A 25,184-nucleotide genomic window follows, 5' to 3' on the forward strand; every position below is an offset into this window, starting at 1 on the left:
CCCGGAATGCAGTACCCACTATTTGGTTAGTACTCCTGTGACCATCATCGAGAGCCCCCTCCTCACCGGCGACGTCTACTCCGCCGACTGCCCGAGCCGCGAGGTCTTCGGCCACGTCACGAGCAAGTGGGGCGTGCTCGTCCTCGCCGCCCTGGCCGAGCGGGGCCTGCGCTGGGGCGAGCTGCGGCGCCGGATCGGCGGCATCAGCGAGAAGATGCTGGCGCAGACCCTCCGCACCCTCGAGGAGGACGGCTTCGTGCACCGGGAGGCGCACGCCGTCATCCCGCCGCGGGTCGACTACGCGCTGACCCCGCTCGGCGCCGAGCTCGCCGAGCGGCTGCTGCCGGTGGTCGAGTGGATCGCGGACAACGTCGGCGCGGTGCTGGCCGCCCGGGACGCCCGCCGGAGCGACGAAGGATAGCCTCACCTTCTTGTGAGAACGTTCATATTCCGTTCAGGGAGAGGCCGCCGCTGAGCGGGATGCGCGTCCCCTCGCACTGGTCCACTCGATCGCACTGCCTGCCGATCGAAGGACGACCATGACCGACACCGCCCGCCGCCCGCTCCTCCTCCCCATGGCGGGGCACGTGCGCGGCAAGCGCAGCCCCGTCACCTGCGCCCTGAAGTGCGCGAACGCGTGCTCGACCGCCGCCTGCAACACCTCGCACAACAGCTCGTTCCGCGACATCGTCGCGCGCCAGATCTCGCGCCGCAGCGCGCTCGGACTGGGCCTGGCCGGCGCGGTCACCGTCGCCGTCGCCTCGGCCGGCGGCGCCCCCACCGCGGAGGCGGCTGTCGCCGACGCCGCGGTCGGCGGGTCCCCGCTCGCCTTCACCCCGATCGCCCCGGTGCCGTACACGGTCGACGAGTTCACCGTTCCCGAGGGCTTCGCCTGGCAGCCGATCATCCGCTGGGGCGACCCGCTCTTCGCCGACAGCCCCGCCTTCGACATCCGGAACCAGACCGAGGCGGCCCAGGCCGCGCAGTTCGGCTACAACAACGACTACACCGACATCGTCGAGATCCCCGGCTCGAAGCGCCTGCGCGCCCTGCTGGTCGTGAACCACGAGTACACGAACGAGTCGATCATGTTCCCGGCCGCGCAGCTCGAGGCCGAGCCCGAGCGCGTGCGCGCCGTCGGCCGCGCCGCCCACGGCCTCAGCGTCGTCGAGCTGGTCCGCACCGCCGTCGACCGCCCCTGGGCGTACGTCCGCGGCGGCGAGCACAACCGCCGCTACCTGCTGGACACCCCCTACGAGGTCACCGGCGCCGCGGCCGGCTCGGCGCTGCTGAAGACCGCCGCCGACCCCACGGGACGCTCCGTCCTCGGCACGCTGGGCAACTGCTCCGGCGGCACCACGCCGTGGGGCACGATCCTCTCCGGCGAGGAGAACTTCAACGGCTACTTCCGCGCCACCGCGACCAGCGACGCCGAGAAGCGCTACGGCCTGACCGACGCCGAGACCGCCCGCCTCTGGGAGCTCGACGACCCGCGCTTCGACGCCCGCACGCCCGGCTACGAGAACGAGCCGAACCGCTTCGGCTGGATCGTCGAGTTCGACCCCTTCGAGCCGGAGTCGACCCCGAAGAAGCACACGGCGCTCGGTCGCCTCAAGCACGAGGGCGCGAACGTCATCGTCGCCCCGAACGGCCGCGTGGTCGCCTACCAGGGCGACGACGAGCGCTTCGACTATCTCTACAAGTTCGTCTCGAAGAAGCGCTACCTCGAGGGCGACCGCGCGCACAACAAGACGCTGCTGGAGGAGGGCGACCTCTTCGTCGCGAGCTTCACCGGCGACTCCCCCGTCGCCGAGATCACCGGCACCGGCGCGGTCCCCTCCGACGGCGGCTTCGACGGCATCGGCGCCTGGCTGCCCCTGGTCCTCGACGGAGCGTCGATGATCGCCGGCATGAGCGTCGAGGAGGTGCTCGTGCACACCCGCATGGCCGCCGACATCGCCGGCGCGACCAAGATGGACCGCTGCGAGGACGTCCAGCCGAGCCTGGTCAGCGGCCGGATCTACGTCGCCTGCACCAACAACTCCAACCGCGGCACCGAGGGCAAGGAGGGGCCGACCGAGGTCAACCCGCGCTCCGAGAACCGCGACGGCCACATCGTCGAGATCATCGAGGACGGCGGCGACCAGACCGGCCGCACCTTCACCTGGAACCTGCTGATGCTGTGCGGCGACGTCGCGCAGGGCGACACGGTCTACTTCTCCGGTTTCCCGGCCGACCAGGTCTCGCCGATCTCCTGCCCGGACAACCTCGCCTTCGACTCCGTCGGGAACCTCTGGATCTCGACCGACGGCGCGCCCAGCGGCATCGGCTACAACGACGGCCTCTTCAAGGTGGCGCTCGAGGGCGCCGAGCGCGGGCGGGTGGAGCAGTTCCTCTCGGTCCCGCGCGACGCCGAGACCTGCGGGCCGATCGTGCACGACCAGGACCAGCACGTGTTCGTGGCGGTCCAGCACCCGGGCGAGGAGGGCACCTTCGAGGCGCCGAGCTCCTACTTCCCGGACTTCGCTGCCACCGGAGCCCTCGCGGCCGGTGCCGTCGCGGCGCCGCGCCCGACGATCGTGCAGATCCTGCCGGCCTCGCAGCTCGTCACGCCGACGCCCACGCCGACCGCGGGGCCGACCACGGCGCCGACGGCGACTCCGACGGCCGGACCGACCGCGGGGCCGACGGCCGGACCGACCGCTGCGCCCACCGCCGGGCCGACCGCCGCGCCGACCGCTGTTCCGACCGTCGCGCCGACCGGCACGCCCGTCCCCCTGCCCGTGGGCGGCGGCACGACCGGCGGACTCGCCTCGACCGGTGTCGAGAGCGTCGGCCTCATCGCCGGCGCCGCCGCTCTGCTGACCGCGGGTGCGGCCGCACTGGGTCTGGGTGCGCGCCGTCGCGCGGCCGGCACGGAGGCCGAGCCGGAGGCCTGATCGGGGACGCAGGTCCGTTGTGCAGGCGATCCGACGCTCGGCGGCGCACTCGACGCGGTGGCAAGAGCTTTCCGCGGCCGGTCGCCTGCACGACGGACGGGCGCCTGCACATCGGACTGACGCCTGCACAACGGACGGGCACCTGCACAACGGGGGCCTGAGGGGTGCGCTAGGTTGAGCGCGATGTCGACCCTCCGGAGCCGCGAGTCCGCGGTCATCGTCGCCGTGCAGCGCTCGCCGCTGGCACCGCCCCTGCGCCCGATCGCCCGCTGGCTCAGCTTCTTCGGCGAGCACGCCGCGGGCTGGCTGCTGCTGGGCGTGGTCGGTGCGTTCGCCGATCCGTCGCGCTTCTGGGCGTGGGCGCTCTGCGACGTCGCGATCGTCGTGGCGCACGGGCTGTCGATCGTGATCAAGCGCGTCGTCCGGCGGCCGCGGCCCCTCGGCGAGGGCGTCGAGGTGCGGGGGACGGCGCCGAGCAAGCTCAGCTTCCCGAGCTCGCACGCGTCCTCGACCACCGCGGCGGCGATCGTGTTCGCCGTGATGCTGCCCGCGCTCTGGCCGCTCGCCGTCCTCGTGGTGCTGGTGATGCTGCTGTCGCGCCTCGTGCTCGGGATGCACTTCCCGACCGACGTGCTCGCGGGCGCGGCGCTCGGCACGCTCGCGGCGCTGGCCGCGCTGCCGTTCCTCCCACTGCTCTCGTTCTAGCTTCCGGCGCGGGGGCGTCTGCCGTCCGTTGTCCGATCTGCAGGCGATCCGCGCGTCTGTCTTCCGCGCCTCGCGGTGGAAGGCGCCTTCCGCATCGGATCGCCTGCAGATCAGGCGGGAGCCTCAGAGGAGGCGGCGGGCCGAGGCCCAGGCGGTCAGCTCGTAGCGGGAGGAGAGCTGGAGCTTGCGCAGCACTGCGGAGACGTGGGACTCGACGGTCTTCACCGAGATGAAGAGCTCGGCGGCGGCCTCCTTGTAGGCGTAGCCGCGGGCGATGAGGCGCATGACCTCGCGCTCGCGGGCCGAGAGGCGGTCGAGCTCGTCCACGGACTCCGCCTGCTCGCCGCTGAGGGCGCCGAAGGCGTCGAGGACGAAACCGGCGAGCCGCGGCGAGAAGACGGCGTCACCGCCCGCCACCGCGAGGACCGCCCGGCTGACCTCGGCGCCGGAGCTCGCCTTGGTGATGTAGCCGCGGGCGCCGGCGCGGATGACGCCGACCACGTCCTCCGCCGCGTCCGAGACGCTCAGCGCCAGGAAGCGCACGACGTCGAGGTGCGCGGCGCTGCGGCGCAGGACCTCGGCGCCGCCTCCGCCCGCGCCGCCCGGCAGGTGCACGTCGAGCAGCACCACGTCCGGACGCTCGGCCGCCACCAGAGCGACCGCCGAGTCGACGTCGGCCGCCTCGCCCACGACGTCGAGCTCGGCGGCGAGATCGGCGCGCAGGCCGGAGCGGAAGATGGAGTGGTCGTCGACCAGCACGACGCGGGTCACCGCTCGGCCCCCGCAGGCAGTCTCAGGTGGACCTCGGTGCCCGAGCCGCCCGCTCCGGGCCGCACCGTCGCACTGCCGCCGGCGCGCGCCATCCGGCCGACGATCGACTCGCGGATGCCGAGGCGGTCGCCGGGGAGCGCGCCGAGGTCGACTCCGGGGCCGCGGTCGCGCACGAAGACGTCGACCCCGGTGGACGACGACTCGACATAGACCGAGACCTCGCCGCCCGCGTGCCGAGCCGCGTTGAGCATCGCCTCGCGGGTCGCGGCGAGCACGGGGGCGGCGCCCGGCACCGAGGCCCCCACCGCGACCACCTCGAGCGTCGCCGGCCAGTCGAGCTCGATCGCGGCGGCGATGGCGCGGATCTCGGCCGCCAGGTCGTTCGCGACCGGGACGTCGCGCTCGAAGAGCCAGTCGCGCAGCTCCCGCTCCTGCGCGCGGGCGATGCGGGCGACCTCGCTCGAGGCACCCGCCCGGTTCTGGATCAGCGCGAGGGTCTGCAGCACCGAGTCGTGCAGGTGCGCGGCGATCTCGGCGCGCTGCTCCTCGCGCACCCGCGCCGCCCGCTCGCCCATCAGCTCGGTCCACAGCGTGACGACCCGGGGCGCGGCGAGCACGCCCGCGGCGACCAGGAGGACGCCGACGGCCAGCACCGCGTTGACCGCGCTCGGGCGGGCCGTGAGCACGGCGGCCCCGGCGACGACGAGCACGGCGCAGGCGGCGAGGCGGACCAGGGCGGAGGAGCGCGCCGAGCGCGACGGATCGCCGCGGTCGAGTCCGAGACTCCAGGCGACGGCGCCGCCGGAGAGCACCGCGACGGCGGCGAGCGCGCGGGTGACGTCGGCGTCGTCGCCCCCGCGCAGCGCGACCACGACCGAGAGCGTCGCGGCTCCGGCGACGCCGACGAGCAGCACGGCGACCGGAACGGACCGCCGCACACCGCCGGTCTGCGCACCGGAGTCCGGGCCCGCGTCGCGCAGGGGAACGAGCGCCCACAGCCACAGGTAGAGCAGCGCACCGCCGCCGCCCAGCAGCGTCGCGACGATCATGAGGAAGCGCACCGTCCCCGTGCGCAGGCCCAGGTGCTCGGCGAGCGCCGCGCACACGCCGCCGAGGACCATCCGGCGCGGGCGGCGCAGCGGAGGCCGGGCCGAGGCGGGCCGGCCCGCGGACGATCGGCCCGGGGACGGCCGACGCCGCGGCGGGTGCGCCGCGGTGCTCGGGAGGGTGGGTGTGCTCACCCCTGCATCCAAACAGGTCGTCGGGGTCGCCGGGGCGGGAGTCGGGGTCGGATCAGGGGTTCCCCCGATGGTCGGCGCCTGTGGAGGAGCGTCACACTCGAGCCATGACAGCAGCGAGCACGACCCCGCCGGACCCGGCGCAGGAGACGGCGGGCGACCCACCGGCTCCGGACCCGGCCCCCGGAGCCGGCGAATCCGGGACCGGCACTCCCGGGAACGGCACCCCCGGCCCCGGCGCCTCCGGCCCCGGCGCCTCCGCACCCGGCCCCTCCTCCGAGAACCGCTTCCTCCTCTGGCTGCGCTCCCTCGATCTCGCCCGCCGGCCCGGCTGGGTCGGCGGCGTCTGCTCCGGCATCGCCGATCGCCTCGGCATCGACCCGCTGATCGTGCGCGGGATCTTCGTCGTGGTCGCCGTCCTCGGCGGCCCGGCCTTCCTCTTCTACGCGGCGGCCTGGCTGCTGCTGCCCGACGAGGACGGCGTGCTGCCGGTCGAGGAGCTGCTCCGCGGCCGCCTGACGCGTGTGCACGCCGGGATCGGCGCCCTGGTGCTCGCCTCGATGCTCCCGGTCGCGCAGGGCTTCTGGTCGCTCGGCGGCGCGTACACCGGGGCGGTGCCCTGGGCGCCGGCCACCGGCCGCGCCCTCTGGACGGTCGTCGTCCTGGTGCTCATCGTGCTCTTCGTGGTCTGGATCGCCCGCCGCTCGGGCCGCATCGACCCGGCGCCCCCGCACTTCGGCAGCCCCGAGGGTCCTGGCGCCTCGACCGCCGGCTACCCCGCCCCCACCGGCGAGCCCGCGAGCGGCGCTCCCCTCCTCCCTCCGCAGCGCCCGACCGAACCGCGGCCGAGCACCCCCGAGGACCTCGCGCTGTGGCGCGAGCGCCAGGAGGAGTGGAAGGCCGAGCGGGAGGCGTTCCGCGCCCAGGAGAGCGCGACCGCTCGCGAGACGGCCCGGGCCCGTGCCGAGGAGTCGCGCCTCCGAGCCGCCGCGATCACCGCGGCGCGCCTCGAGCGGCGTCGGCTGCACCGCGAGGCGAACCCGCGGCTGCGGAGGAGCGTCACCCTGCTCGTGCTCGGCCTGGCCGCCGTCGCCGGTGCGATCGCGTCGCTCACCGTCTCCGGCTCGACCGCGACCGTGGTCGGCTTCAGCGTCGCGACCCTGGTGCTCGGACTCGCGATCGTGGCGGCCGGGCTGCTCCGCCGGCGCGCGATCCTCCTGATCGCGGTCTCGGTGATCACGGTGCTGACGGCCTCGACCGCGTCGCTCGTCCCGCCGGAGCGCCAGCTGCTGCCCCTCCTGAGCTCGTACGGCGTCTCGAACGCGACTCCCGGCAGCTACGCGATGCTGGCGGGCGACCTGCAGATCACGATCGACCCGTCGCTGGGTGCTCCGGGGGAGGTGATCGACGTCTGGCAGGGCGCCGGGAACATCACCGTCGTGCCGATGGCCGGAGCGGCGGTCCGCCTCGAGGCGTCCACGGCGAACGGCTACTACTGGCTGACGACCGCTTTCGCCGACGGCGACGTGGGCTCCGAGCCGGAGAACGTCGAGTACAGCCGCGACGGAGCCACCTGGACGCAGACCTTCGGCGACCCGGACGCCGAGCCGGTCGTCGTCCGGATCGCGCAGGGCCGCGGCGGAGTCACCGTCTACGACCGGACCGCCGAGGACTCGACCAGCGGCGCCGCACTCGACCCGAACGGCACTGCGACCGCGGAGCCGACCTCGGAGGCGACCGCTGCCGCCGACCTCCCGACCCCGACGGACACCGGCACGACGACGGATCCCACCACTTCGACAGACCCCGGCAGCACGCCCGGAACCGACAGCACGACCCCGACGGAGGCAGGACGATGACCGCGCAGAGCACCACCGCCACGCAGACCAGCACCGCCACCGAGACCGCGAAGCGGCCCAGGATCCGCGCCGGCGCGATCGTCTGGGGGCTGGTCCAGGCCGCCGTCGCGGTCCTCCTGCTCCTCCTCGCAGCCGACGCCGGGCTGCGGACCGCCGTCGTCGACTGGGCGCTCTCGCTCGGCCCCGCCGGAGCCGCCGCGATCGCGATCGCCGCGCTGGGGACGATCGCCCTCCTGATCGGCCTCGTCCGGGTCCTCGACCGGCGCTGACGAGCGGCAGCAGGGCAGGGAGGCGACCGACGTCGGTGGGGAGTCGGGTCTCGATACGCCCCTGCGGGGCTACTCGACCAGCATGCAGGTACGCCCCGGCGGGGCTGCTCGACCAGCATGCAGGCGGGCGTCTCCTCCCAGGAGATCGGGCCCGAGCCACGCACCCGCCCACCCGCAACCCCCCTAGGCCGAGGCCGGACACGAGCGCAGACTCGCCGTCCGGCCTCGACCGCGCGCGCGAGCGCCCGCGCACGGACAGGCGCCTCCCCCTCCCCGAGTCGAGACCGCCGATGCGCGACGCCGCCCGCAGGACGCTCTGATGGAGCTCGGCATCGCCGCAGTCATCAGCGTCGAGGAAGAGAACCGCTCCCGCTCTCGCGGCCATCGAAGATGCTCATCGCGCGCCTCCGAGCCAGAGTCCTGCTGCTGCGGCGATGACGCTGAGGAGGAGCGTGCCGAGGGCGTTGGTGGCGGAGGCGAGGCGGCGTCCTTCGGCGAGGAGGCGGACGGTTTCGAGGCTGGCGGTGGAGAAGGTGGTGTAGCCGCCGAGGAAGCCGGTGCCGAAGACGAGTCGCCACGATTCGGGGGCGATGCCTGCGAGGGCGAGGCCGGTGATCAGGCCGAGGAGGAGTGATCCGGTGACATTGATGACGGTGGTGCCCCAGGGGTAGGCGCCGCCGGTGCGGGTTTTGATGAGCCCGTCGAGGAGGAGCCGTGTCGCAGCTCCGATTCCGCCGGCGAGGGAGAGCGCGAGGAACAGTGCGGGAGTCATGCCGGCACCTTCCTCTGCGTGCGTCGCCGGTGGAGTGCTGCGGCGAGGACGATCCCGGTCCAGGACGCGAGGGCACCGAGGAGGACGGTGCCGAGCGCGTAGAGGGCGGCGGGTGCGGGGTGTCCTGTGGTGAGCAGGTGGGCGGTGTCGGTGGCGAGGGTGCTGTAGGTGGTGAAGCCTCCGAGCGCTCCGGTACCGAGCAGCAGCCGTGCGGTGCGGCGTCGGCCCTCGTCGCTGCCGGCTCTGGCGAGGCCCTCCAGGAGCACGCCGAGCAGGAGCGCGCCGACGATGTTGATGGCGAAGACGACGGTGTCGAAGGCGGGACCGGCGGGGAACGCGAGGGTCAGGCCCTCCCGCGCCCCGGTCCCGACCGTGCCGCCGGCGGCGACGAGGAGGAGGTACCGCAGGCGCAGGTGCACGGGTCGTGGCGTCCCGTCGGGGGCGTCGTCGACGTCGAGGTCGCTGTCGACCGGCAGCTCGGGGTCGGGGTCCGGGGGGCGGTGACGGTGGAGGTCATCGGTCACGAGGAGTGGGGCCTTTCGGGAGGGGGCGGGTCAGTGGGTGAGGCCGTAGTGCAGCGCGGGGTCGAGGTGCTCGATGTCGACGAGGCGGTTGTACTTCGCGACCCTCTCACCGCGCGCGGGGGCGCCGGATTTGATCTGCCCGACTCCGGTTCCCACCGAGAGGTCGGCGATGAAGGTGTCGAGGGTCTCGCCGGAGCGGTGGGAGACCATGCAGCGCATGCCGGCGTCGTGGGCGGCCGCGATCGCGTCGAGGGTGCCGGTGACGGTGCCGATCTGGTTGGGCTTGATGAGTGCGGCGTTGGAGTAGCCGTTGCGGGCTCCGTCGCGGATGCGGTCGGCGTCGGTGACGTAGAGGTCGTCTCCCACGAGCTGCACCCGGTCGCTGATGGTGTGGGCGAGGAGGGCCCAGCCCTCGTGGTCGTCCTCGGCGAAGCCGTCCTCGATGCTGCGGATCGGGTAGTCGGCGATCAGCTTCTCGTAGTAGCGGGCGAGTGCGTCGCGGTCGAGGTCGGTGCCGGCGACGGTGTAGTGGCCGTCGCCGTGGAAGAAGCCGTTCGCGGCGGGATCCATCGCGATCGCGATGTCACCGGTGCCGGGCTGGTATCCGGCGTCGGTGATCGCTGCGACGAGGAGGTCCAGGGCGTCTTCGGGCCGGTCGATGGGGGGCGCGAAGCCGCCCTCGTCGCCGAGCCCGGAGGTGCCGTAGGCGGTGCGGACGCGAGCGGCGAGGGCGTGATAGATCTCGGCGCCGACCTGCACGGCCTCCTCCTCGGTGCCGGCGGAGACGGGGGCGATCATGAACTCTTGGAAGTCGAGGCCGTTCGCGGCGTGCGCGCCGCCGTTGATGACGTTGAAGTGCGGGACGGGCAGGGAGGCGGTCGCCCCGGTGCGATCGGCGATCCACCGGTGCAGGGGCAGGCCGGTGCGCGCTGCGAAGGCGCGGGCGGCCGCGATGGAGACGGCGACGACGGAGTTCGCTCCGAGGCGGGCGAGGTTCGCGGTTCCATCCAGTGCTCGCAGCGCTTCGTCGATCTCGCGAAGCGAGGTCCAGGAGTGCTCGAGCAGGAGGGCACGGATCTCGCCGTCGACGGCCGCGACAGCGGAGCGGACTCCGCGTCCGCTGAACGCGGGGCCGCCGTCGCGCAGCTCGACCGCTTCGAACGCGCCGGTCGAGGCGCCTGCGGGGGCGGAGGCGTCCAGGACGGTGTCGTCGTCCAGACGCAGGGTGACGGCGACGGTCGGGAAGCCGCGGGAGTCGAGGATCTGCCGTGCGGCGACGTCGGTGATGACCAGCGGGTGTCCGGCGGGGTGGGTGACGTACTCGCCCGATCCGTGGATGCTGGTGCGGGTGTGGCTGATGTAGGCGTTCATCAGGTTCCTCCTTCGTGGGCGAGCGTGATCGCCGCCCGGTCGGCTCTTGCGGGGTCGAGGTAGCGTCCGCTCCTCGAGATCGGTGTCCCGGACGGCCCGGTGTCGTACAGGTACGGCTGACCGGTCGGGATGTTCAGATCGCGGACCGCGGCATCGCCGAGGTCCTCGAGAAGGGCGCGCAGCGCGCGCAGGGAGTTGCCGTGCGCGACGATGAGCACCGTCTCGCCCTCCTCGAGGGCGGGCAGGATGCGCTCCTCGAGGAGCGGCTGCAGACGGTGGACGACGTCGCGCAACGACTCCGTCTCCGTCATCGCCTCGGCCGGCTGCCCACGGAACGCCGCGGACCTGTGCAGCTGCGCGAAGGCGGCGGAGGACAGGGCAGGCGGGCGGACGTCCATCGACCGGCGCCACTCCAGGAAGGCGTCGGCCCCGTACTGGGCTCTGACGGCGCTTTTCGACAGGCCGGTGAGCGCTCCGTAGTTGCGCTCGTTCAGCCGCCACTGGGCCGCGACGATCCGCGGCCGCCCTGGAAGGGCGCCGGCGATGATCCGGGCCGATTCGGTGGAGCGTTGCAGGGTCGACGTGAGGATCAGATCGGGGTCGATCGATGCGTCCCTCAGTAGCGTCGCCGCCTGTCGCGCTTCGTCACGTCCGAGGTCGGTGAGGGGGACGTCCAGGACGCCGCAGAAGAGACCGTCGGCATTGCCGGTGCTCTCACCGTGGCGCACGAGGACGAGCGGGGGATGCGCGGGCATGGGTCACCTACCTGGTCTCTGATCGAGAAGGTAGGAACCATCAGCCTCGGCGGCAGTTCGAGCTCACGCTCGGGCGGGATCCATCGCCACTGCCGTCAGCCTACGCCCGCACCTCGGTCAGGACCAGGGCAGCGGCTCCGAATCATCGACCGGGGAGAGGGGGATCATGAGGACCGGCCGGTGCTGACGGTGAGCGAGACGGGCGCCGACGGCGCCGGAGAAGACCTCCTGCACGGTGCGACGCAGAGACGGCTCCTTCGTGCCGACAATGATCATGACCGCATCGACACGGTCCGCGAGCGTCGCCAGAGCGTGTGCAACGTCACCGGCCATCTGATGCGTCTGCCACGGGACACGGTCACCGATGATCCGGTCAAGCCGCTCGAGGATCGCAGGATCGAACGGATCCTCGCTGCTGTCGGCGGCATCCGAATCCAACGGCATCGACCGCTCGACCAGCGGATCCTCCCCGAACTGCCCGTCGATGACGTACCGGCCCGTGTCCACCTGCACGAACTCCAACCGCCCCCCGAAACGCACGGCGAAGCGCAGCGCTTCCTGAATCACCGCTTCCGGCTGATCCGCCTGCACCCCGACCACGATCGCGTCCTCAGCCATCACGCGCACCTTTCCGATCCTCGTGCGCTCGGACGGAGAACAGTGACGCCGTACGGATCACAGCTGCTCCTATCTCCGCGCACACCACTGACAGAGATAGGGACTGTTGTCGACGTCGTCGAGGTTGGGTCCGGCGAGCCCCACCGCCGGAACGCACTGCGTTGATCTCAGTGTGCACCCGCGCCGCCCCGCCCGCACCTGCAGTCAGGTCGCCGTCCGCTGGAGCCAGTGGAGTGTCGCAGATGCACTGCGGGCGACACCGGTGCCTTCCTCCCGGGTCTGGTCCCCGCCAGCTGCCCGCGCGTACACGTGCGGACGCTGCGGCGTACCCGAATCGGCTGCTACTGACCAAGCGCGCCTCGGGAACGAACGGCGGGATCACGCTCGACCCGATGATCGGGGTGTCGTCGAGGATGGCACGCGGTCGAACCGATCACCACGGAGACCACCGCGCGCGAGACGGTGAGAAGCAGCTCAGGCGCAAGGGGGTCTCGAATCGTCGTCGGCGCGGTTCACTCACTGCATGGATGGTCTGCCCTTCGTTGTTCTCGTCGTCGTCTTTCTCGCCGCCGCCGCAGTGGTGTGGATCGCCGGCATCCAGTTGTCGAAGGCCACGGACGTTCTGGACGCGCGTCTGCACCTGGGGAGTGCGCTGGGCGGTCTGATCGTTCTCGCCGTCGCGACGAACCTGCCGGAGATCGCGATCACCGTGTCCGCCGCGCTCTCCGGGAACCTGGACGTCGCGGTCGGCAACATTCTCGGCGGCATCGCACTGCAGACCGTGGTCCTCGTCGTCCTCGACCTGTTCGGCAAGCGCGGAAAGGGTGCGAAGCCGCTCACCTACCGTGCCGCGTCCCTCACACTCGTGCTCGAGGGGCTCGTGGTCGTCGCGGTGCTCGCCGTCGTCATCGCCGGCAGCCAGCTGCCCTCCGGACTGGAAGTGCTGCGCCTGACCCCGGACGTCGTCCTCATCGCCGGCCTCTGGGTCGTGGGGCTGCTGCTCGTGCAACGCTCCGGCAAGCACCTCCCCTGGCACGAGGACGGGCGGGCCCCCGACGCGACAGCATCCCCCGCGAAGAAGAAGACGCACCCGATGAGCACACGCAAGGCGACCATCGTGTTCACGATCTCCGCCGCGGCGACCCTCCTCGCCGGTGTCGTGCTCGAGCGCGCCGGTGACGCAGCATCCTCGCAGCTCGGTCTCTCAGGGGTGCTGTTCGGAGCCACCGTGCTCGCTCTCGCCACCTCCCTCCCCGAGATCTCGACCGGGCTGCAAGCCATCAAGCAGGGCGACGACAACCTCGCCATCAGCGACATCTTCGGCGGCAACGCCTTCCTCCCCGTCCTGTTCCTCGTCGCCACCGTCCTCTCCGGCACCGCAGTCCTCCCGCAGGCGAACTCGTCCGACATCTACCTCACCGCTCTCGCCGCCCTGCTCACCCTCGTCTACATCGTCGGACTGATCTTCCGACCCACCCGCCGCATCGCCGGCATGGGAGTCGACTCATTGATCGTGCTCGCGCTCTACACCGTCGGCATCGGCGGGCTCTTCGCCATCACCGCGACATGACGTCCGTGCCGCCGTGTGCAGATCGACCAGCTCGCTGCAGCTCGAGCAGACACGGCCGCTAGCGTGATCGGCGTTGCGACGAGCCGTGCACCGGTCAGCGCATCTCGTGCGCGATCTCCAGGAACGCCGCCGCGGACGACCCGATGCGATCGGACCAGATGGCGCGGAGGGGTCGCACGAGTGCTGGTCCGCGGAGGGGCACTCGTATCAGTGAGCGCGCGGCGAGATCTGCTTCGACGGTGAGGATGCTCATGACTGCGGGCGCGATGCCGGCGCGGGCGTTCGCTCGGATGATCGCCGTCGTCTCCAGGATCGCGGCGGGAGTCGTGGGTGCGAGCCCGGCGTCGTGGAGCCATGCTTCGAGGGTCGTCCGGGTGCCGGAGCCTTCCTCTCGTGTCAGCAGTGCGGTCCCGGCCAAGTCCTCGGCGCTGATACTCGCCGCGCGTGCCCAGGGGTGGTCCGGTGCGACGACGACAGCGAGTTCGTCCTCCGTGACCACGTGAGAGGAGAGCGTGGCCGTGGACGCCGGAGTCTCGACGAATCCGAGCTGCGCGGCACCGGATCGCACGAGCTCTGTGACCGTGGCTGAATTGCCGGCGATCAGCTGCACACTCACCTCGGGTGTGCGCTGTCGGAATTCGAGGAGCCAGCGTGGGAGCAGCAGTTCGGCGATCGTCTGCGACGCCGCGAGGACCAGTGAGCCGGTCGGCTGTCGCAGTGCTGCCGCGCCCGCCTCGAGGCGGCGGGACGCCTCGAGGACCGGGCCCGCCAGCTCGAGCACGAGCCGGCCCGCGTCGGTCATCAGGGACCCGGTCGGAGAGCGGCGCACGAGCGGCTGCCCGATGGCGCGCTCCGCGACCCGCAGACGCGCCGAGACGGCCTGCTGGGTGACGCCGAGGGCTTCGGCGGCGCGGGAGAGCGAGCCCGCCTCGGCGATGCGTTCGAGCACCTCCAGCGTGTCGAGATCCAGGATCCGGTCCGTCAATCGCCGCGTCGCCACAAGCACTCATTGTGCCCCGCCAACACGATCGCTGTATCGGCTGGTGACGGCGATGCTCAGGCTGGAGTCATGACAACTCTCTCCCCCGCCCGCGCATCTTCCTCGATCGGGCATCCTCCGCGGTCGAGGCGCTTGTTCCGGGAGCTGGAGCATCCGGGACTGATCGTGTCGAACCTGACGCCGAACTGGTTCGCGTCGATCATGGGCACCGGCATCGTCGCGGTCGCCGCCGCGTCCCTGCCACTTCAGTTCCCCGGACTCCGTACCGGGGCCACCGTCGTCTGGGCGATCGCCGCGCTGCTGCTCGTCGCGCTGACGGTCGCGACCGGGCTGCACTGGGTCCGCTACCGCGGTACAGCGATGAGGCACCACCTGAATCCGGTCCTCTCGCACTTCTACGGCGCGCCGCCGATGGCGTTCCTCACCGTCGGCGCGGGAACCCTCCTCCTCGGCAAGGACTGGATCGGCCTGCCCGCCGCTGTCACCATCGACTGGGTGCTCTGGGGTGCGGGGACTCTCGGCGGGCTGGTGACGGCGGTCCTGGTGCCCTACCTCGCGTTCACCCGGCATGAGAACAAGCCCGATTCGGCGTTCGGCGGCTGGCTGATGCCGATCGTTCCGCCGATGGTGTCCGCTTCCACCGGCGCACTGCTGCTGCCGTACGCGCCCGCCGGGCAAGCGCGGGAGACGCTCCTGTGGTCCTGCTACGGCTTCTTCGGCCTCAGCCTGGTCGCGTCGCTGGTGGTGATCACCCTGATCTGGAACCGGCTCGCGCAGCACAAGGTCGGAGCGGCGGGGATGGTGCCGACGCTGTGGATCGTCCTCGGTCCGGTCGGACAGTCGATCACCGCTGTGAATCTGCTCGCCTCGAACGCGCCCACCGTCGTCGACGCCGGCACAGCGCGTGCGCTGCTGGTCGTGGCTCTGGTGTACGGCTTCGCGATGCTCGGCTTCGCACTGCTCTGGACCGTCATCGCCCTCGCGATCACCCTCCGCACCGCGAAGGAGCACCTGCCGTTCAGCCTGACGTGGTGGTCGTTCACGTTCCCCGTCGGCACCTGCGTCACCGGACTGAACGGCCTCGCCCTGCACTCCGGTCTCACGGTCGTCGCCGGCCTCGCCGTGCTCTACTACGTCGGCCTGGTCGCCGCGTGGATCTTCGTCGCCGCCCGCACCTTCCACGGTTCCGTGATCCGCGGCACCCTGCTCGCACCACCGCGACCGGCCTGACCGGGATCGAGGACCATCGTGGACATCCGAACCCTGAACGCCCTCGCCGAGACCTGGCGGAGTACCGCGGACGCGACCGGACGCTTCGTTCCGGGCTTCGATCCCCGCTCCGGCGGCACCGCCAGTCGCGTCCTGGTGCTGATGCAGTCACCCGGCCCTCGGACGATCGCCGCGGGATCCGCTGCCGTCTGCAGCGAAGACAACCTCGGGCCCACCGCCGCCGCGTTCCGGGCGGCCCGCATCGAGTCCGGACTCTCCCGCGACCACTACCTCCGATGGAACCTCATCCCGTGGGAGATCCCTGGCCGCGTCCGCCCCGCGGACATCGAGCAGGGCAGGCTCGCGCTCGGGGAGCTGCTGGAGCTGCTGCCCGCGCTCGACGCCGTCGTCACCTACGGGACCGTGGCGCTCGACGGGGTCATGCGCTACCTGACCCTGCACGATGATCCCCGTGTCGTCCCCGTCCTCGCTGCACCGCACCCCTCACCGGCCAACGGACGTCACCGCGCCGACCAGCACCTCCGCTCCGTGAACGCGCTCCGCCTCGCGAATCGTCTGGGATCCGGTCGGCGAGTCGCAGACTGACGGCACTGGAGGCAGACGTCCGCGGCTCGGTCGGCGCCGGTCCTCGTGACCGATGAGGCGCTGATCTCAGACGGTCCCGGTCCGCGGACCGCCGACGGGACCGGCCTGGTCGTCCACGATGTCGACGGTGTACGCCGCGCCGTGCTCGAGCGTGTGGCCGACGGTGCACTGACGGTCGACCGCCCGGCGGGTGCGCTCGGACAGTGAGGCGATCCGCTCGGGATCGAGCGCCGACAGGTCGGCGCGGATCACGGCGGTGACCGAGTCGTAGCGGTCCTCACCCTCGGGCTTGGTCGCGGTGATGTCGGTGGTCGCTTCGAAGTCGGCTCCGAGACGGCTGGAGAGGATGTGGTCCGAGGAGAGCATGCCGCAGGCGGCGAGGGCGAGGTGCAGCAGCTCGCCGGGCGAGAACACGCCGTCGGCCTCCGACCCGCCGATGCGGACCTCGGCTCCTCGCGCATTGCGGCCGATGAAGCTTCTCGGGCCCTCGCGGGTGATGTGCAGCGGCGTGGTCTCGGTGCTCATGGTCTGCTCCTGTCCGGTGTCCGCGGCACCGCGGGCAGTGTCGGTGTCTCCTGCGGGTGGATGGTGTCTCAGGTGTCGGTGCGGACGAGGGGGGTGTTCGTGCCGCGGACCCTGATGTCGACGCCGGTGATCTCCGACCGGGCGATGCCCGTGGACGCCGCCAGGTCGACGGCGCGCTGCCCGGCCGCCGTCCAGGTGGCGACGGTGATCGTGCTGCCGTCTGTGCGGGTGATCACGAGTTCGTACTCCGCGTCGGCGGGCGCGTCACCACTGTAGGTGCAGCTCCACTCCAGCCGGGTGCCCCACGGCTTCCCCTCGACCTGGATGTCCGCAGCGAGAGCGGGATCGGCCGCGATCGGGTCCATCGGTTCCAGGGTCGCCTCGCTCGCCACGGGAGCGCCCGCGATGCCCGTGCCGAGAGCGACGCCTCCGAAGACGGAGGCGGTGACGGCGGCCGCGACGGCGAGGGACGTCACGAGCCGGCGCCGACGTCGGCGCGTCCGGACACGGTGGGCGATGGCGGGCAGCGTCACCAGGGAGGGCGGCGCGTCCTCGCCGTCGTCCGATGCGCTGATGGCGAGGGCGTCCTCGACGGAGAGGCGACCGACGATGCCGGGCAGTCCTGCCAGCTCTGCCACGGCCGCGCGGCAGGCCGCGCAGCCGCTGAGGTGCTGCTCGTACTCGAGTCGCTGATCCGCGGGGAGAGCGCCGAGGACGTAGGACGCGTCCCAGTCGCGGTACTCGTCCTCCGTCGCAGAGCTTCCGTGGTGGTCGTTCATCGGGTGACGCCCCTTTCCTGCAGAGCCAGTCGCAGTCCGCGCAGTCCGTAGTGCAAACGAGATTTCGCTGTTCCCTCGGGGATGGAGTGCCGGCGGGCGATCTCGGGGACGGTGTGTCCGAGGAAGTACGCGTCCACCACGATCCGACGATGCTCCACCGACAGCGAGGCGAGAGCGTCGGCGACGAGGATGCTGTCCAGGACCGCGTCGGTGCGATCGGGGACGGCGCCGCCGCCGTCCTCGTCCTTCGCCGGCACTTCGCGTCGGCTCCTAGCGGAGCGGGCGTCGTCGATGACGAGGTTGCGTGCGACGGTGAACAGCCACGCGCGCGCGGCGTCGGCGTCGCGTTCGAGGACCTGCGGGCGCTGCCAGGCCCGGACCATCGTCTCCTGCACGACGTCCTCCGTCAGCGCCGCGTTCCGAGTGAGGTTCTGCACGAAGCGCCGCAACGCCGGGCCGTGACTCTCGTACAGCGCGGCCAGGAGCTCATCGACGGGGCGGGGCACAGTGCTCACCGCCTCGAAGCGCCACGGCGCGCTCCCTCATCTCGGTTGCTGCGATCACTGCCGGTCATCCCTTTCCGTCCTTGCCTGTCGAGAACCGGCGACCCGTCCGGGCGATGCGCTTCGCTGCGCGCGGGGACGGGTCGCCGTCGCATCAGGACGCCGGGGTGGCGGTGCTCATGGCCGCGGCTTCCTTGTTCATCGTGCCGTCAGGGAGGAGGACGTACCAGGCGTCCTTCACACCCTGCCCGTTGACCTGGCCCGGCGCGGTGTCCTTCGCGAACCGGTAGACCGGCCATCCGTCGACGGTCAGCTGGGTCGTCCCGTCGGTGCGCGTGATCGAGCCGACCTCTCCGGTGATCCCGTCCGCGGCGGTCGTGCTGGACGCCGACACGGCCGGCCAGGTCGTGGCGCACTCGTCGTAGCAGCTGCTGCTGCCCGAGTTCTGCGTGTCCTTCGTGAACGTGTAGACGGTGGAGCCGGCCTCGTCCGTGATGATCTCGCCCAGCGGCGAGGACGCCGTCGTGAGAGCCGCCGTCTCAGCGGAGCCGGTCGCGGTGGCGGAGGCCGTCGCGGTGGCGGAGGGGCTGTCGGCCGGCGCTTCCGACGAGGCGGCCGAGCCGGCGGCCGTCGAACATCCGGCGAGAAGGACGGCGGCGAACGCCGCAGTCGTCACAGTGGTCGCGATTCGCTTGAGCATGATGCCTCCTGTAGTGCGGGGGCCGAGGTGGTCCCACCGAGGACACGACACAGCAGTCGCGGACGTTCAACGAGGCGAGAAGATCGCTCGGACGCTGCTGATCCAGGGCAGCACCCTGCCGCTGCTCATCCGCGCCACCGGGATCCGCGGGGTCGACGTGCCGGAGGACCAGCGCGAGCTCGCGGGCCTGCTCGACGAGATCACCGAGAAGGCGCTCGCGGTCCCCGAGAAGCCCGGCGAGGTGGTCGAGGGCGTCGACGACGTCGATCCCGCGGCGGACCCGGCCCGACGCCCGACCCGCGACCTCAGCCCGTGGTCGTCCGCGTCATGATCGCGACGACGAACAGCCCCGCCCAGAGCGCACCGCAGACCAGCAGCCGCAGGTTGCCGAGCACGATGTCCTCCGGCGCCGACGCCCGCCCGCGCTCGATGTCGAGGGCGTAGAGGAACAGCGCGGCGCCGAACGGCACCACCGACGCCATCGACCAGAGCGAGTTCTCGCCGTTGATGAACAGCGCCCAGAGCGCGTAGGAGATCATCGTCAGCGACGCGGCGACCGACCAGATGAAGCGCAGGTAGCCCGGCGTGTAGACCTTGAGGGTCGAGCGGGTGTGGCTCTCCTCCTTGCCCTCGCTCTGCAGCTTCTCGGAGTAGCGCTTGCCCGCGACCATGAACAGCGAGCCCGAGGACACCGCGAGCAGGAACCACTGCGTCAGCGGGATGTCCGCGATGGCCGCGCCCGAGATCGCGCGGAGCACGAAGCCGCCCGCCACGATCAGGATGTCGATGACCGGCTCGTGCTTGAGCCAGAGGCAGTACGAGATCTGCATCACCAGGTAGGCCGCGAGCGTCGCCGCGAACCAGGTGAAGCCGAGCAGGAAGGTGACCAGCACCGGCACGATCATCAGCACGAACGCGGCCGGCCAGGCGACCTTCAGCGGCAGCGCGCCGGAGGCGATCGCGCGGAAGCGCTTCTTCGGGTGCACGCGGTCCGACTCGACGTCGAGGAGGTCGTTCAGCAGGTAGCCGCCGGAGGAGGCGAGGCTGAACGCGATCACCCCGATGACGGTCGCGACGAGGATCTCGGGCTCGAGGATGCGCGCGGCGGCGACCGGAGCGGCCAGCACCAGGACGTTCTTCAGCCACTGGCGCGGGCGCATGGCGGCGACGAGTGCGCGGGCGGTGTTCACGACGTCTCCCTCTCGGGGAACAGGGCCTGGAGCGGCCGGATCGGGCGGGATCGGGGTGACGCGGGCCCAACCTACAATCGGGGGTGAACGCGCTCCATCCGCCCGGATCCGCAGCGCTCACGACCGGAGCACCACGGAGGGAAGCGCATGCGGACGGCCGCGCTGTACGTCGTCTTCGCGATCCTTGCAACGGCGGTGAATCTGGGCACTCAGATGCTCGTCGAGCTCGCCGTCGACGCGGAGTGGGCCACGATCGCCGCCGTGCTCGCGGGCACCCTGACGGGGGTGATCGCCAAGTACGTGCTCGACAAGCGCTTCATCTTCAAGCACGAGACGATGAATGCGGCGCACGGGCTGAGGACGTTCCTCCTCTACGGCGTGATGAGCGGCGTGACGACCCTGATCTTCTGGGGCTTCGAGTTCGGCTTCGACTATCTGTTCGGCACGGACTTCGCCCGCTACACCGGCGCCGTCATCGGCCTGGCCATCGGCTACGTCGCCAAGTACCACCTCGACAAGAACGTCACGTTCTCCGGCCCGCGAGAGGAGCCCGCATGACCACCCCCGTCTCCTCCTGGGGACTGCTCTCGCGCGACGAGCACCGCGTCACCCGGATCACGAGCGTCGAGCAGGCGCAGGCCGCGCTGGCCGCGGGCGACAGCGGGATCGCCTACGGGCTCGGCCGCAGCTACGGCGACGTCGCCCTCAACGGCGGCGGCCGGATCTGGGACTTCGGCGGCTTCGACCGCCTGCTCGCCTTCGACGAGGAGACCGGCGTCCTGCGGGCCGAGCCGGGCGTGCTGCTGCGCGACGTGCAGGCCGTCTTCTCCCCGCGAGGCTGGATGCTGCCGGTCACTCCCGGGACGAAGAACGTCACCCTCGCCGGCGCGATCGCGAACGACGTGCACGGCAAGAACCACGCCTCCGCCGGCACGATCGGCCGGCACGTGCGCTCCTTCACGCTCCTGCGCAGCGACGGGTCGTCCTCGCGCTGCACGCCCACCGAGAACGTCGAGCTGTTCCAGGCGACGATCGGCGGCCTCGGGCTCACCGGGCTGATCGTCGAGGTCGAGCTCGGGCTCGCCCGTGTCCCCGGGCCGTGGCTCGTCAGCGAGGACGTGCCCTTCCAGACCCTCGACGGCTACCTCGATCTCGTGCACGAGTCGATGGACGTCTTCGAGCACACCGTCGCCTGGATCGACGTGACGACCGGCGGCGGGCGACGCGGGGTCTACTCGCGCGCGGACAGCACGGCCGCCCCGGAGCTGCCGGAGACCCGGCCGGGCTCGCTGAAGGTGCCCTTCGCCTTCCCGCTGTCGGTCGTCAACCGCGCCACGCTGCCGCTGCTCAACCGCGCCTACTACCGCCTGAAGGCGACCCGCGCCCGCCGCTCCGTGCAGCACTACGAGCAGTTCAATTACCCGCTCGACGCGATCGAGGGCTGGAACACGATGTACGGCCCGCGCGGCTTCTACCAGTACCAGAGCACCGTGCCGTGGGAGGGGGCGCTCGAGACGACCCGCGAGATGCTCGCCCTGATCGCGGCCTCGGGCACCGGCTCCTTCCTCGGCGTGCTGAAGACCTTCGGCGCGCTGGAGTCGCCGGGCCTGCTGAGCTTCCCGGCGCCCGGGGTCTGCTTCGCGCTCGACTTCCCGAACACGCCCGTCGCGCTGCCGCTGTTCGAGCGCCTCGACGCGCTGGTGCTCGCCGCGGGCGGCCGGCTGTACCCGGCGAAGGACGCGCGCATGACGCGCGAGATGTTCGAGGCCGGCTTCCCGCGCCTCGCCGAATTCGCCCTCCAGCGCGACCCGGGGATCTCCTCCGGCTTCTCGCGCCGAGTCCTCGGGAGCTGACGTGAGCACTGGTACCCCCTCCAAGATCGTCGTGGTCGGAGCGACCTCCGCCATCGCCGAGCACACCCTGCGGCTGTGGCTGGGCACGGGCGCGCGCTCGGCTCTGCTGGTGGGCCGCGACGCCGGCCGGCTGGAGGCGCTGGCGACGGATCTGCGCGTGCGCTTCCCCGCGGCCGCGCTGTCGGTGGCCGCTGTCGACCTCACCGACCCCGCCGCGATCTCCTCCGTCGTCGCGACCTCGCTCGAGGGCGGCGCCCCCGACACCGTGCTGATCGCCCACGGCGCGATGACCACCCAGGACGAGGCGTCCGCCGACCTCGCCGTCGCCCGCGACGTGCTCGTCGTCACCGGGGTCTCGGTGGCCCTCTGGATGGAGGCGTTCGCGAACGCGCTGACCTCCGGCAGCATCGGCGTGATCGGCTCCGTCGCCGGTGACCGGGGCCGCAAGACCAACTACGTCTACGGCTCCGCCAAGGGCCTCGTCGAGCGCTTCGCCCAGGGCCTGCAGCACCGCCTGGCCGGCTCGCGCCTGTCCGTCGTGCTGATCAAGCCCGGCCCGACCGACACCCCGATGACCGCCTCGCTCAAGCAGAGCGGCGCCTCGCTGGCCCCGGTCGACTCCGTCGCGAAGGACGTCGCCGCAGCGATGGCCTCCGGCCGCGCCGTCGCCTACGCCCCGGCCAAGTGGCGCGTCATCATGACGGTCATCCGCCTGCTGCCGTCCCCGATCTTCAACCGCCTGAACATCTGACGCCGGGTCTCGATACGCCCCTCCGGGGCTGCTCGACCAGCATGGATGGTCGGCGGCACGCCGCCTCCTGCTGATCGAGTAGCCCGCGCAGCGGGCGTATCGAGATCCACCACCGTCAGAAGTCCGGTCCACCGAGAGGCCGCCGCGACGTTATACATCGGCCCGATGTATAACAACGCGAGCGCAACGGGAGCTGGATCGACGTGCCCCGCGGAATCACCTCCGGAAGGGGGATCTGCAAGGGGGTCCGCCGCAGACGGCCGCGTTCTACGCTCGGCGCATGCCCCTCCGCAGTGCTGCGAGCGCCCCCGCCGTCCTCCCGCAGATCGCCGCGCCGAGCGCCCGGAAGCGGGCGGCGGCCGAGGTGCTCGGGCACGTCGTGGTCGCCCTGGCGGTCGGGTCGGCTCTCCTGCTGCTGGCGTCGGCGAGTGTCGCGGGGCTGCCGTTCCTGCCCGGCGGGGGCCGCGTGCCTCCGTTCGAGGCGTGGTCGCTGATGCGGACCTCGGCGACGGTGCAGATCGGCGCCACGGTGCTGGCGGCCGGCCTCGCTGCGCTCGCCCGCGCGGGCGGCTGCCGTGTCCGCGCCGACCGCTGGTGCCTCGTCGCGGCCCTCAGCGCCGCGGCCGGCGCCGTGCTGCTGGCGGCCCCGCCGCTCTAACGCCGCCGAGGCGTCCTCGAACGGTCGAGACGTCCAGGTGGAACGGGACGCCTCGACCGGAACGGGACGTCTCGGCGAGCGCACCTACGCCGGCGCCCCGATCGTGGAGTCCTCGTAGTCCTCCGTCAGGCCGTGGGGGGTCTTCTCCCACTTGTGCGGGCTGAAGACGATCTGCCAGGCCGCGCGCCAGGCCGAGATGGAGTGCAGCACCCAGTAGACGGGGTTCAGGATCGCGAACGCCGCGACCCGCCAGTTGTAGCGCTTCCACGCGGCGATCCCCGACACCACGATCATCAGCGTGTTCGAGAAGAGCATGTTCGTCGTCCCCGCGACGATCAGCCACTCCGGCAGGTCGAGCCCCAGGAACTGCACGCCGATGTAGGTGATCACGGTGAAGCCGAGCACCAGCGGGTAGAGCAGGAAGGCGACCGGCGTCCCCATGATCAGCGCCACCAGGCTCAGCGAGCCGAGCACCCCGTTCACCTTGAACCAGCGGATCGGGTGCCGCGTGTTCACGCCCGCGGTCATCATGTAGCCCTTGATCCAGCGGGTGCGCTGCTTGATCCACGCGGGGACCTCGGCGCACGCCTCCTCCCAGGTGTTGGAGTCGACGACGCCCACGCGGTAGCCGTGCGCGGCCACGCGCAGGCCGAGGTCGGCGTCCTCCGTCACGTTGTACGGGTCCCAGGCGCCGAGCTCGCGCAGCACGCGCGTCTCGAAGTGGTTCGAGGTGCCGCCGAGCGGGATCGGCAGGTGCGACTGGTCCAGGCCCGGCAGCATCGCACCGAACCAGTGCGCGTACTCGACCGCGAACATCCGCGTGAGCACGTTGTAGTCGGCGTTGAAGTAGCTCAGCGCCCCCTGCAGGCAGACGAGCTGCTTCTGCTCCGGATCCACGTGCTCGCGCTCGAACGCGTCCTCGCGGAACAGCCGCACGCACTTGCGCAGCTGGTCGGGGTCGGGCCGGTCCTCGGCGTCGTAGATCACCACGAACTCGCCGCGGGCGAAGCTGAGCCCGTAGTTGCAGGCGCGCGGCTTGGTCTGCGGGCCGCCCGGGGGCACGATCACCATCCGCACGTACTCCGGCGGGCTCATCCGGCGCACCGCCGAGATCGTCTCGTCGTCGTCGGCCTCGAGCAGCACGAGCACCTCGAGCTTGGCCTTCGGGTAGTCGAGGGCGCCGATGTTCACCAGCAGCTTGCTGATGATGTTGGCCTCTTTATAAGCGGGGATCAGGATCGTGTAGATCGGCAGCTCGTCGTCCGTCATCCGCGGCGGCGAGACGTCCAGGCCGCGGCGGCCGCGCTCGAGCGCCACCTCCTCCTCCCACGCCTTCACCGAGCTCTGGTTGAGCGGCGCGCGCAGGCCGGCCAGCGCCTTGAAGGCGATGTTCATCAGGAACAGCAGGTTGGCCGAGGCGAGCACGATCACGAAGGTCAGGCTCGGCGCCAGCACCGCCCCGACGATCACGATCGCGGCGACGACGAGCGGAGTGATCACCTGCCAGCGGCGCAGCCCCGACTTGGCCGACTCGTCACCGCTCTGCACCGCGAGCGAGTCGGCCGCGCCGAAGAGCAGCGCGGCGCGGCAGGCGCTCTCGACCGCCTGGAAGATGTCCCAGTCGGTCGTGGTGCGCACAGTGACCACGTCGACCTCGAGCATCTCCCGCGCCTCGGCGAGCATCGCCTCGGTCGGCGGCACGGAGGTCGCGATGACGCCGGTCCCGTCGGGCAGCACCCGCCAGGGCACCCAGCCCGCGCCGACCAGGGTGGAGGCGCCGATGCGGGCCAGCAGCGCGGCTCCCGGCGGCTCCTCGACCAGGTCGAGCATCGGCGCGTCCCACTGCTCCGCGAGCGCGCCGTACATCTCGCGCCGGGTGACGGCGCCGTCGATGACGAGGTGCCGTCCGAGCAGACCGCCCTCGCGCTCCTGGCGGCGCAGAGCCTCGTCGAGCTGCTCGGCCGTGATCAGTCCGCGGGAGAGCAGGATCTCGCCCACCCGGGGCGTCGTCGTCGCCAT

At 71.8% G+C, this 25,184-nt stretch carries 27 protein-coding genes and 1 riboswitch; of the genes, 13 read left to right on the plus strand and 14 right to left on the minus strand.

Annotated elements, in window-relative coordinates:
- Nucleotides 1-37: 37 nt before the first annotated feature.
- The 3 genes from EDF45_RS10595 (at nucleotide 38) to EDF45_RS10605 (ending at nucleotide 3,644) form a co-directional block, all read left to right on the plus strand.
- Complete coding sequence (locus tag EDF45_RS10595; RefSeq protein ID WP_243581413.1) at nucleotides 38-421, plus strand: helix-turn-helix domain-containing protein; 384 nt, start codon at nucleotides 38-40, stop codon at nucleotides 419-421.
- 118 nt (nucleotides 422-539) lie between these two features.
- Entirely contained in the window at nucleotides 540-2,939 is a 2,400-nt protein-coding gene (locus EDF45_RS10600; RefSeq protein WP_123736209.1) for a PhoX family phosphatase, read from the plus strand.
- Nucleotides 2,940-3,122: 183 nt separating this feature from the next.
- Entirely contained in the window at nucleotides 3,123-3,644 is a 522-nt protein-coding gene (locus tag EDF45_RS10605) for a phosphatase PAP2 family protein (protein WP_123706057.1), read from the plus strand.
- Nucleotides 3,645-3,767: 123 nt separating this feature from the next.
- Here EDF45_RS10605 and EDF45_RS10610 read toward each other — a convergent pair whose 3' ends face one another.
- A complete protein-coding gene (locus EDF45_RS10610) occupies nucleotides 3,768-4,415 on the minus strand; it encodes a response regulator transcription factor (RefSeq protein WP_123736208.1) in 648 nt (215 codons plus the stop codon).
- On the minus strand, nucleotides 4,412-5,656 hold the full coding sequence (locus EDF45_RS10615) for an ATP-binding protein (RefSeq protein WP_260312169.1): 1,245 nt from the start codon (nucleotides 5,654-5,656) through the stop codon (nucleotides 4,412-4,414). Before EDF45_RS10615 ends, EDF45_RS10610 begins: the two co-directional genes overlap by 4 nt.
- A 104-nt stretch (nucleotides 5,657-5,760) precedes the next feature.
- Between EDF45_RS10615 and EDF45_RS10620 the strand changes: the two genes are divergently transcribed.
- Nucleotides 5,761-7,512, plus strand: a complete 1,752-nt coding sequence (locus EDF45_RS10620) for a PspC domain-containing protein (RefSeq protein ID WP_123736206.1) — start codon at nucleotides 5,761-5,763, stop codon at nucleotides 7,510-7,512.
- Nucleotides 7,509-7,781, plus strand: coding sequence for a hypothetical protein (locus EDF45_RS10625; RefSeq protein ID WP_123447184.1), 273 nt, complete (start codon nucleotides 7,509-7,511; stop codon nucleotides 7,779-7,781). Before EDF45_RS10620 ends, EDF45_RS10625 begins: the two co-directional genes overlap by 4 nt.
- 394 nt (nucleotides 7,782-8,175) lie before the next feature.
- Here the strand turns inward: EDF45_RS10625 and crcB are convergent, their stop codons facing one another.
- The 5 genes from crcB to EDF45_RS10650 all read right to left on the minus strand — a co-directional run bounded on the left by crcB (nucleotide 8,176) and on the right by EDF45_RS10650 (nucleotide 11,821).
- Nucleotides 8,176-8,553 carry a fluoride efflux transporter CrcB gene (gene crcB, locus EDF45_RS10630; RefSeq protein ID WP_123736205.1) on the minus strand — a complete coding sequence of 126 codons (378 nt, stop codon included), beginning with the start codon at nucleotides 8,551-8,553 and terminating at the stop codon, nucleotides 8,176-8,178.
- A complete protein-coding gene (locus tag EDF45_RS10635; protein WP_243839873.1) occupies nucleotides 8,550-9,077 on the minus strand; it encodes a CrcB family protein in 528 nt (175 codons plus the stop codon). Before EDF45_RS10635 ends, crcB begins: the two co-directional genes overlap by 4 nt.
- Before the next feature lie 30 nt (nucleotides 9,078-9,107).
- Nucleotides 9,108-10,448 carry a phosphopyruvate hydratase gene (eno, locus tag EDF45_RS10640; protein ID WP_123736204.1) on the minus strand — a complete coding sequence of 447 codons (1,341 nt, stop codon included), beginning with the start codon at nucleotides 10,446-10,448 and terminating at the stop codon, nucleotides 9,108-9,110.
- Nucleotides 10,448-11,203 carry a 2,3-diphosphoglycerate-dependent phosphoglycerate mutase gene (locus EDF45_RS10645; RefSeq protein WP_123736203.1) on the minus strand — a complete coding sequence of 252 codons (756 nt, stop codon included), beginning with the start codon at nucleotides 11,201-11,203 and terminating at the stop codon, nucleotides 10,448-10,450. The genes eno and EDF45_RS10645 overlap by 1 nt, the downstream gene beginning before the upstream one ends.
- A gap of 24 nt (nucleotides 11,204-11,227) precedes the next feature.
- Nucleotides 11,228-11,300, minus strand: a riboswitch (Fluoride riboswitch).
- Between the two features lie 20 nt (nucleotides 11,301-11,320).
- Nucleotides 11,321-11,821, minus strand: coding sequence for a universal stress protein (locus EDF45_RS10650; RefSeq protein WP_132437357.1), 501 nt, complete (start codon nucleotides 11,819-11,821; stop codon nucleotides 11,321-11,323).
- A gap of 523 nt (nucleotides 11,822-12,344) precedes the next feature.
- Between EDF45_RS10650 and EDF45_RS10655 the strand changes: the two genes are divergently transcribed.
- The gene (locus tag EDF45_RS10655) at nucleotides 12,345-13,391 is read left to right on the plus strand and encodes a sodium:calcium antiporter (protein ID WP_123736201.1); all 1,047 of its coding nucleotides are present in this window, start codon (nucleotides 12,345-12,347) and stop codon (nucleotides 13,389-13,391) included.
- A 94-nt stretch (nucleotides 13,392-13,485) separates the two neighbouring features.
- Here the strand turns inward: EDF45_RS10655 and EDF45_RS10660 are convergent, their stop codons facing one another.
- Complete coding sequence (locus EDF45_RS10660) at nucleotides 13,486-14,376, minus strand: LysR family transcriptional regulator (protein ID WP_260312365.1); 891 nt, start codon at nucleotides 14,374-14,376, stop codon at nucleotides 13,486-13,488.
- A gap of 180 nt (nucleotides 14,377-14,556) precedes the next feature.
- Between EDF45_RS10660 and EDF45_RS10665 the strand changes: the two genes are divergently transcribed.
- On the plus strand, nucleotides 14,557-15,621 hold the full coding sequence (locus EDF45_RS10665; RefSeq protein ID WP_243646315.1) for a TDT family transporter: 1,065 nt from the start codon (nucleotides 14,557-14,559) through the stop codon (nucleotides 15,619-15,621).
- Nucleotides 15,622-15,639: 18 nt separating this feature from the next.
- A complete protein-coding gene (locus tag EDF45_RS10670; protein ID WP_260303526.1) occupies nucleotides 15,640-16,206 on the plus strand; it encodes a uracil-DNA glycosylase family protein in 567 nt (188 codons plus the stop codon).
- A 66-nt stretch (nucleotides 16,207-16,272) separates the two neighbouring features.
- On the opposite strand, the gene EDF45_RS10675 is transcribed toward EDF45_RS10670, so the two are convergent.
- From EDF45_RS10675 to EDF45_RS10690, 4 genes are all read right to left on the minus strand, one after another.
- Nucleotides 16,273-16,731, minus strand: a complete 459-nt coding sequence (locus tag EDF45_RS10675) for an OsmC family protein (RefSeq protein WP_123736199.1) — start codon at nucleotides 16,729-16,731, stop codon at nucleotides 16,273-16,275.
- 68 nt (nucleotides 16,732-16,799) lie between these two features.
- A complete protein-coding gene (locus EDF45_RS10680) occupies nucleotides 16,800-17,510 on the minus strand; it encodes an anti-sigma factor (protein WP_123736198.1) in 711 nt (236 codons plus the stop codon).
- Entirely contained in the window at nucleotides 17,507-18,016 is a 510-nt protein-coding gene (locus EDF45_RS10685) for a sigma-70 family RNA polymerase sigma factor (RefSeq protein WP_056045897.1), read from the minus strand. Before EDF45_RS10685 ends, EDF45_RS10680 begins: the two co-directional genes overlap by 4 nt.
- A gap of 151 nt (nucleotides 18,017-18,167) precedes the next feature.
- The gene (locus EDF45_RS10690; protein ID WP_123736197.1) at nucleotides 18,168-18,713 is read right to left on the minus strand and encodes a hypothetical protein; all 546 of its coding nucleotides are present in this window, start codon (nucleotides 18,711-18,713) and stop codon (nucleotides 18,168-18,170) included.
- Between EDF45_RS10690 and EDF45_RS10695 the strand changes: the two genes are divergently transcribed.
- Nucleotides 18,712-19,044 (plus strand): hypothetical protein, encoded by a 333-nt coding sequence (locus EDF45_RS10695; RefSeq protein ID WP_148060267.1) that lies wholly within the window; start codon nucleotides 18,712-18,714, stop codon nucleotides 19,042-19,044. The two genes, EDF45_RS10690 and EDF45_RS10695, sit on opposite strands and share 2 nt — an antisense overlap.
- Here EDF45_RS10695 and EDF45_RS10700 read toward each other — a convergent pair.
- Nucleotides 19,019-19,903 (minus strand): decaprenyl-phosphate phosphoribosyltransferase, encoded by an 885-nt coding sequence (locus EDF45_RS10700; RefSeq protein WP_123447195.1) that lies wholly within the window; start codon nucleotides 19,901-19,903, stop codon nucleotides 19,019-19,021. The two genes, EDF45_RS10695 and EDF45_RS10700, sit on opposite strands and share 26 nt — an antisense overlap.
- Before the next feature lie 147 nt (nucleotides 19,904-20,050).
- On the opposite strand from EDF45_RS10700, the gene EDF45_RS10705 reads away from it, so the two are divergent.
- The 4 genes from EDF45_RS10705 (at nucleotide 20,051) to EDF45_RS10720 (ending at nucleotide 23,165) form a co-directional block, all read left to right on the plus strand.
- A complete protein-coding gene (locus EDF45_RS10705; RefSeq protein ID WP_123447196.1) occupies nucleotides 20,051-20,461 on the plus strand; it encodes a GtrA family protein in 411 nt (136 codons plus the stop codon).
- The gene (locus EDF45_RS10710; RefSeq protein ID WP_123736195.1) at nucleotides 20,458-21,756 is read left to right on the plus strand and encodes an FAD-binding oxidoreductase; all 1,299 of its coding nucleotides are present in this window, start codon (nucleotides 20,458-20,460) and stop codon (nucleotides 21,754-21,756) included. Before EDF45_RS10705 ends, EDF45_RS10710 begins: the two co-directional genes overlap by 4 nt.
- A gap of 1 nt (nucleotide 21,757) precedes the next feature.
- On the plus strand, nucleotides 21,758-22,507 hold the full coding sequence (locus tag EDF45_RS10715) for an SDR family NAD(P)-dependent oxidoreductase (RefSeq protein ID WP_123736194.1): 750 nt from the start codon (nucleotides 21,758-21,760) through the stop codon (nucleotides 22,505-22,507).
- A gap of 280 nt (nucleotides 22,508-22,787) precedes the next feature.
- Nucleotides 22,788-23,165, plus strand: a complete 378-nt coding sequence (locus EDF45_RS10720; RefSeq protein ID WP_123736193.1) for a hypothetical protein — start codon at nucleotides 22,788-22,790, stop codon at nucleotides 23,163-23,165.
- An 84-nt stretch (nucleotides 23,166-23,249) separates the two neighbouring features.
- On the opposite strand, the gene EDF45_RS10725 is transcribed toward EDF45_RS10720, so the two are convergent.
- Nucleotides 23,250-25,184: a glycosyltransferase gene (locus EDF45_RS10725; RefSeq protein WP_123736192.1), complete on the minus strand. Its 1,935-nt coding sequence runs from the start codon at nucleotides 25,182-25,184 to the stop codon at nucleotides 23,250-23,252.

This window comes from Rathayibacter sp. PhB186 (assembly GCF_003751825.1).
Lineage (GTDB): Bacteria > Actinomycetota > Actinomycetes > Actinomycetales > Microbacteriaceae > Rathayibacter > Rathayibacter festucae.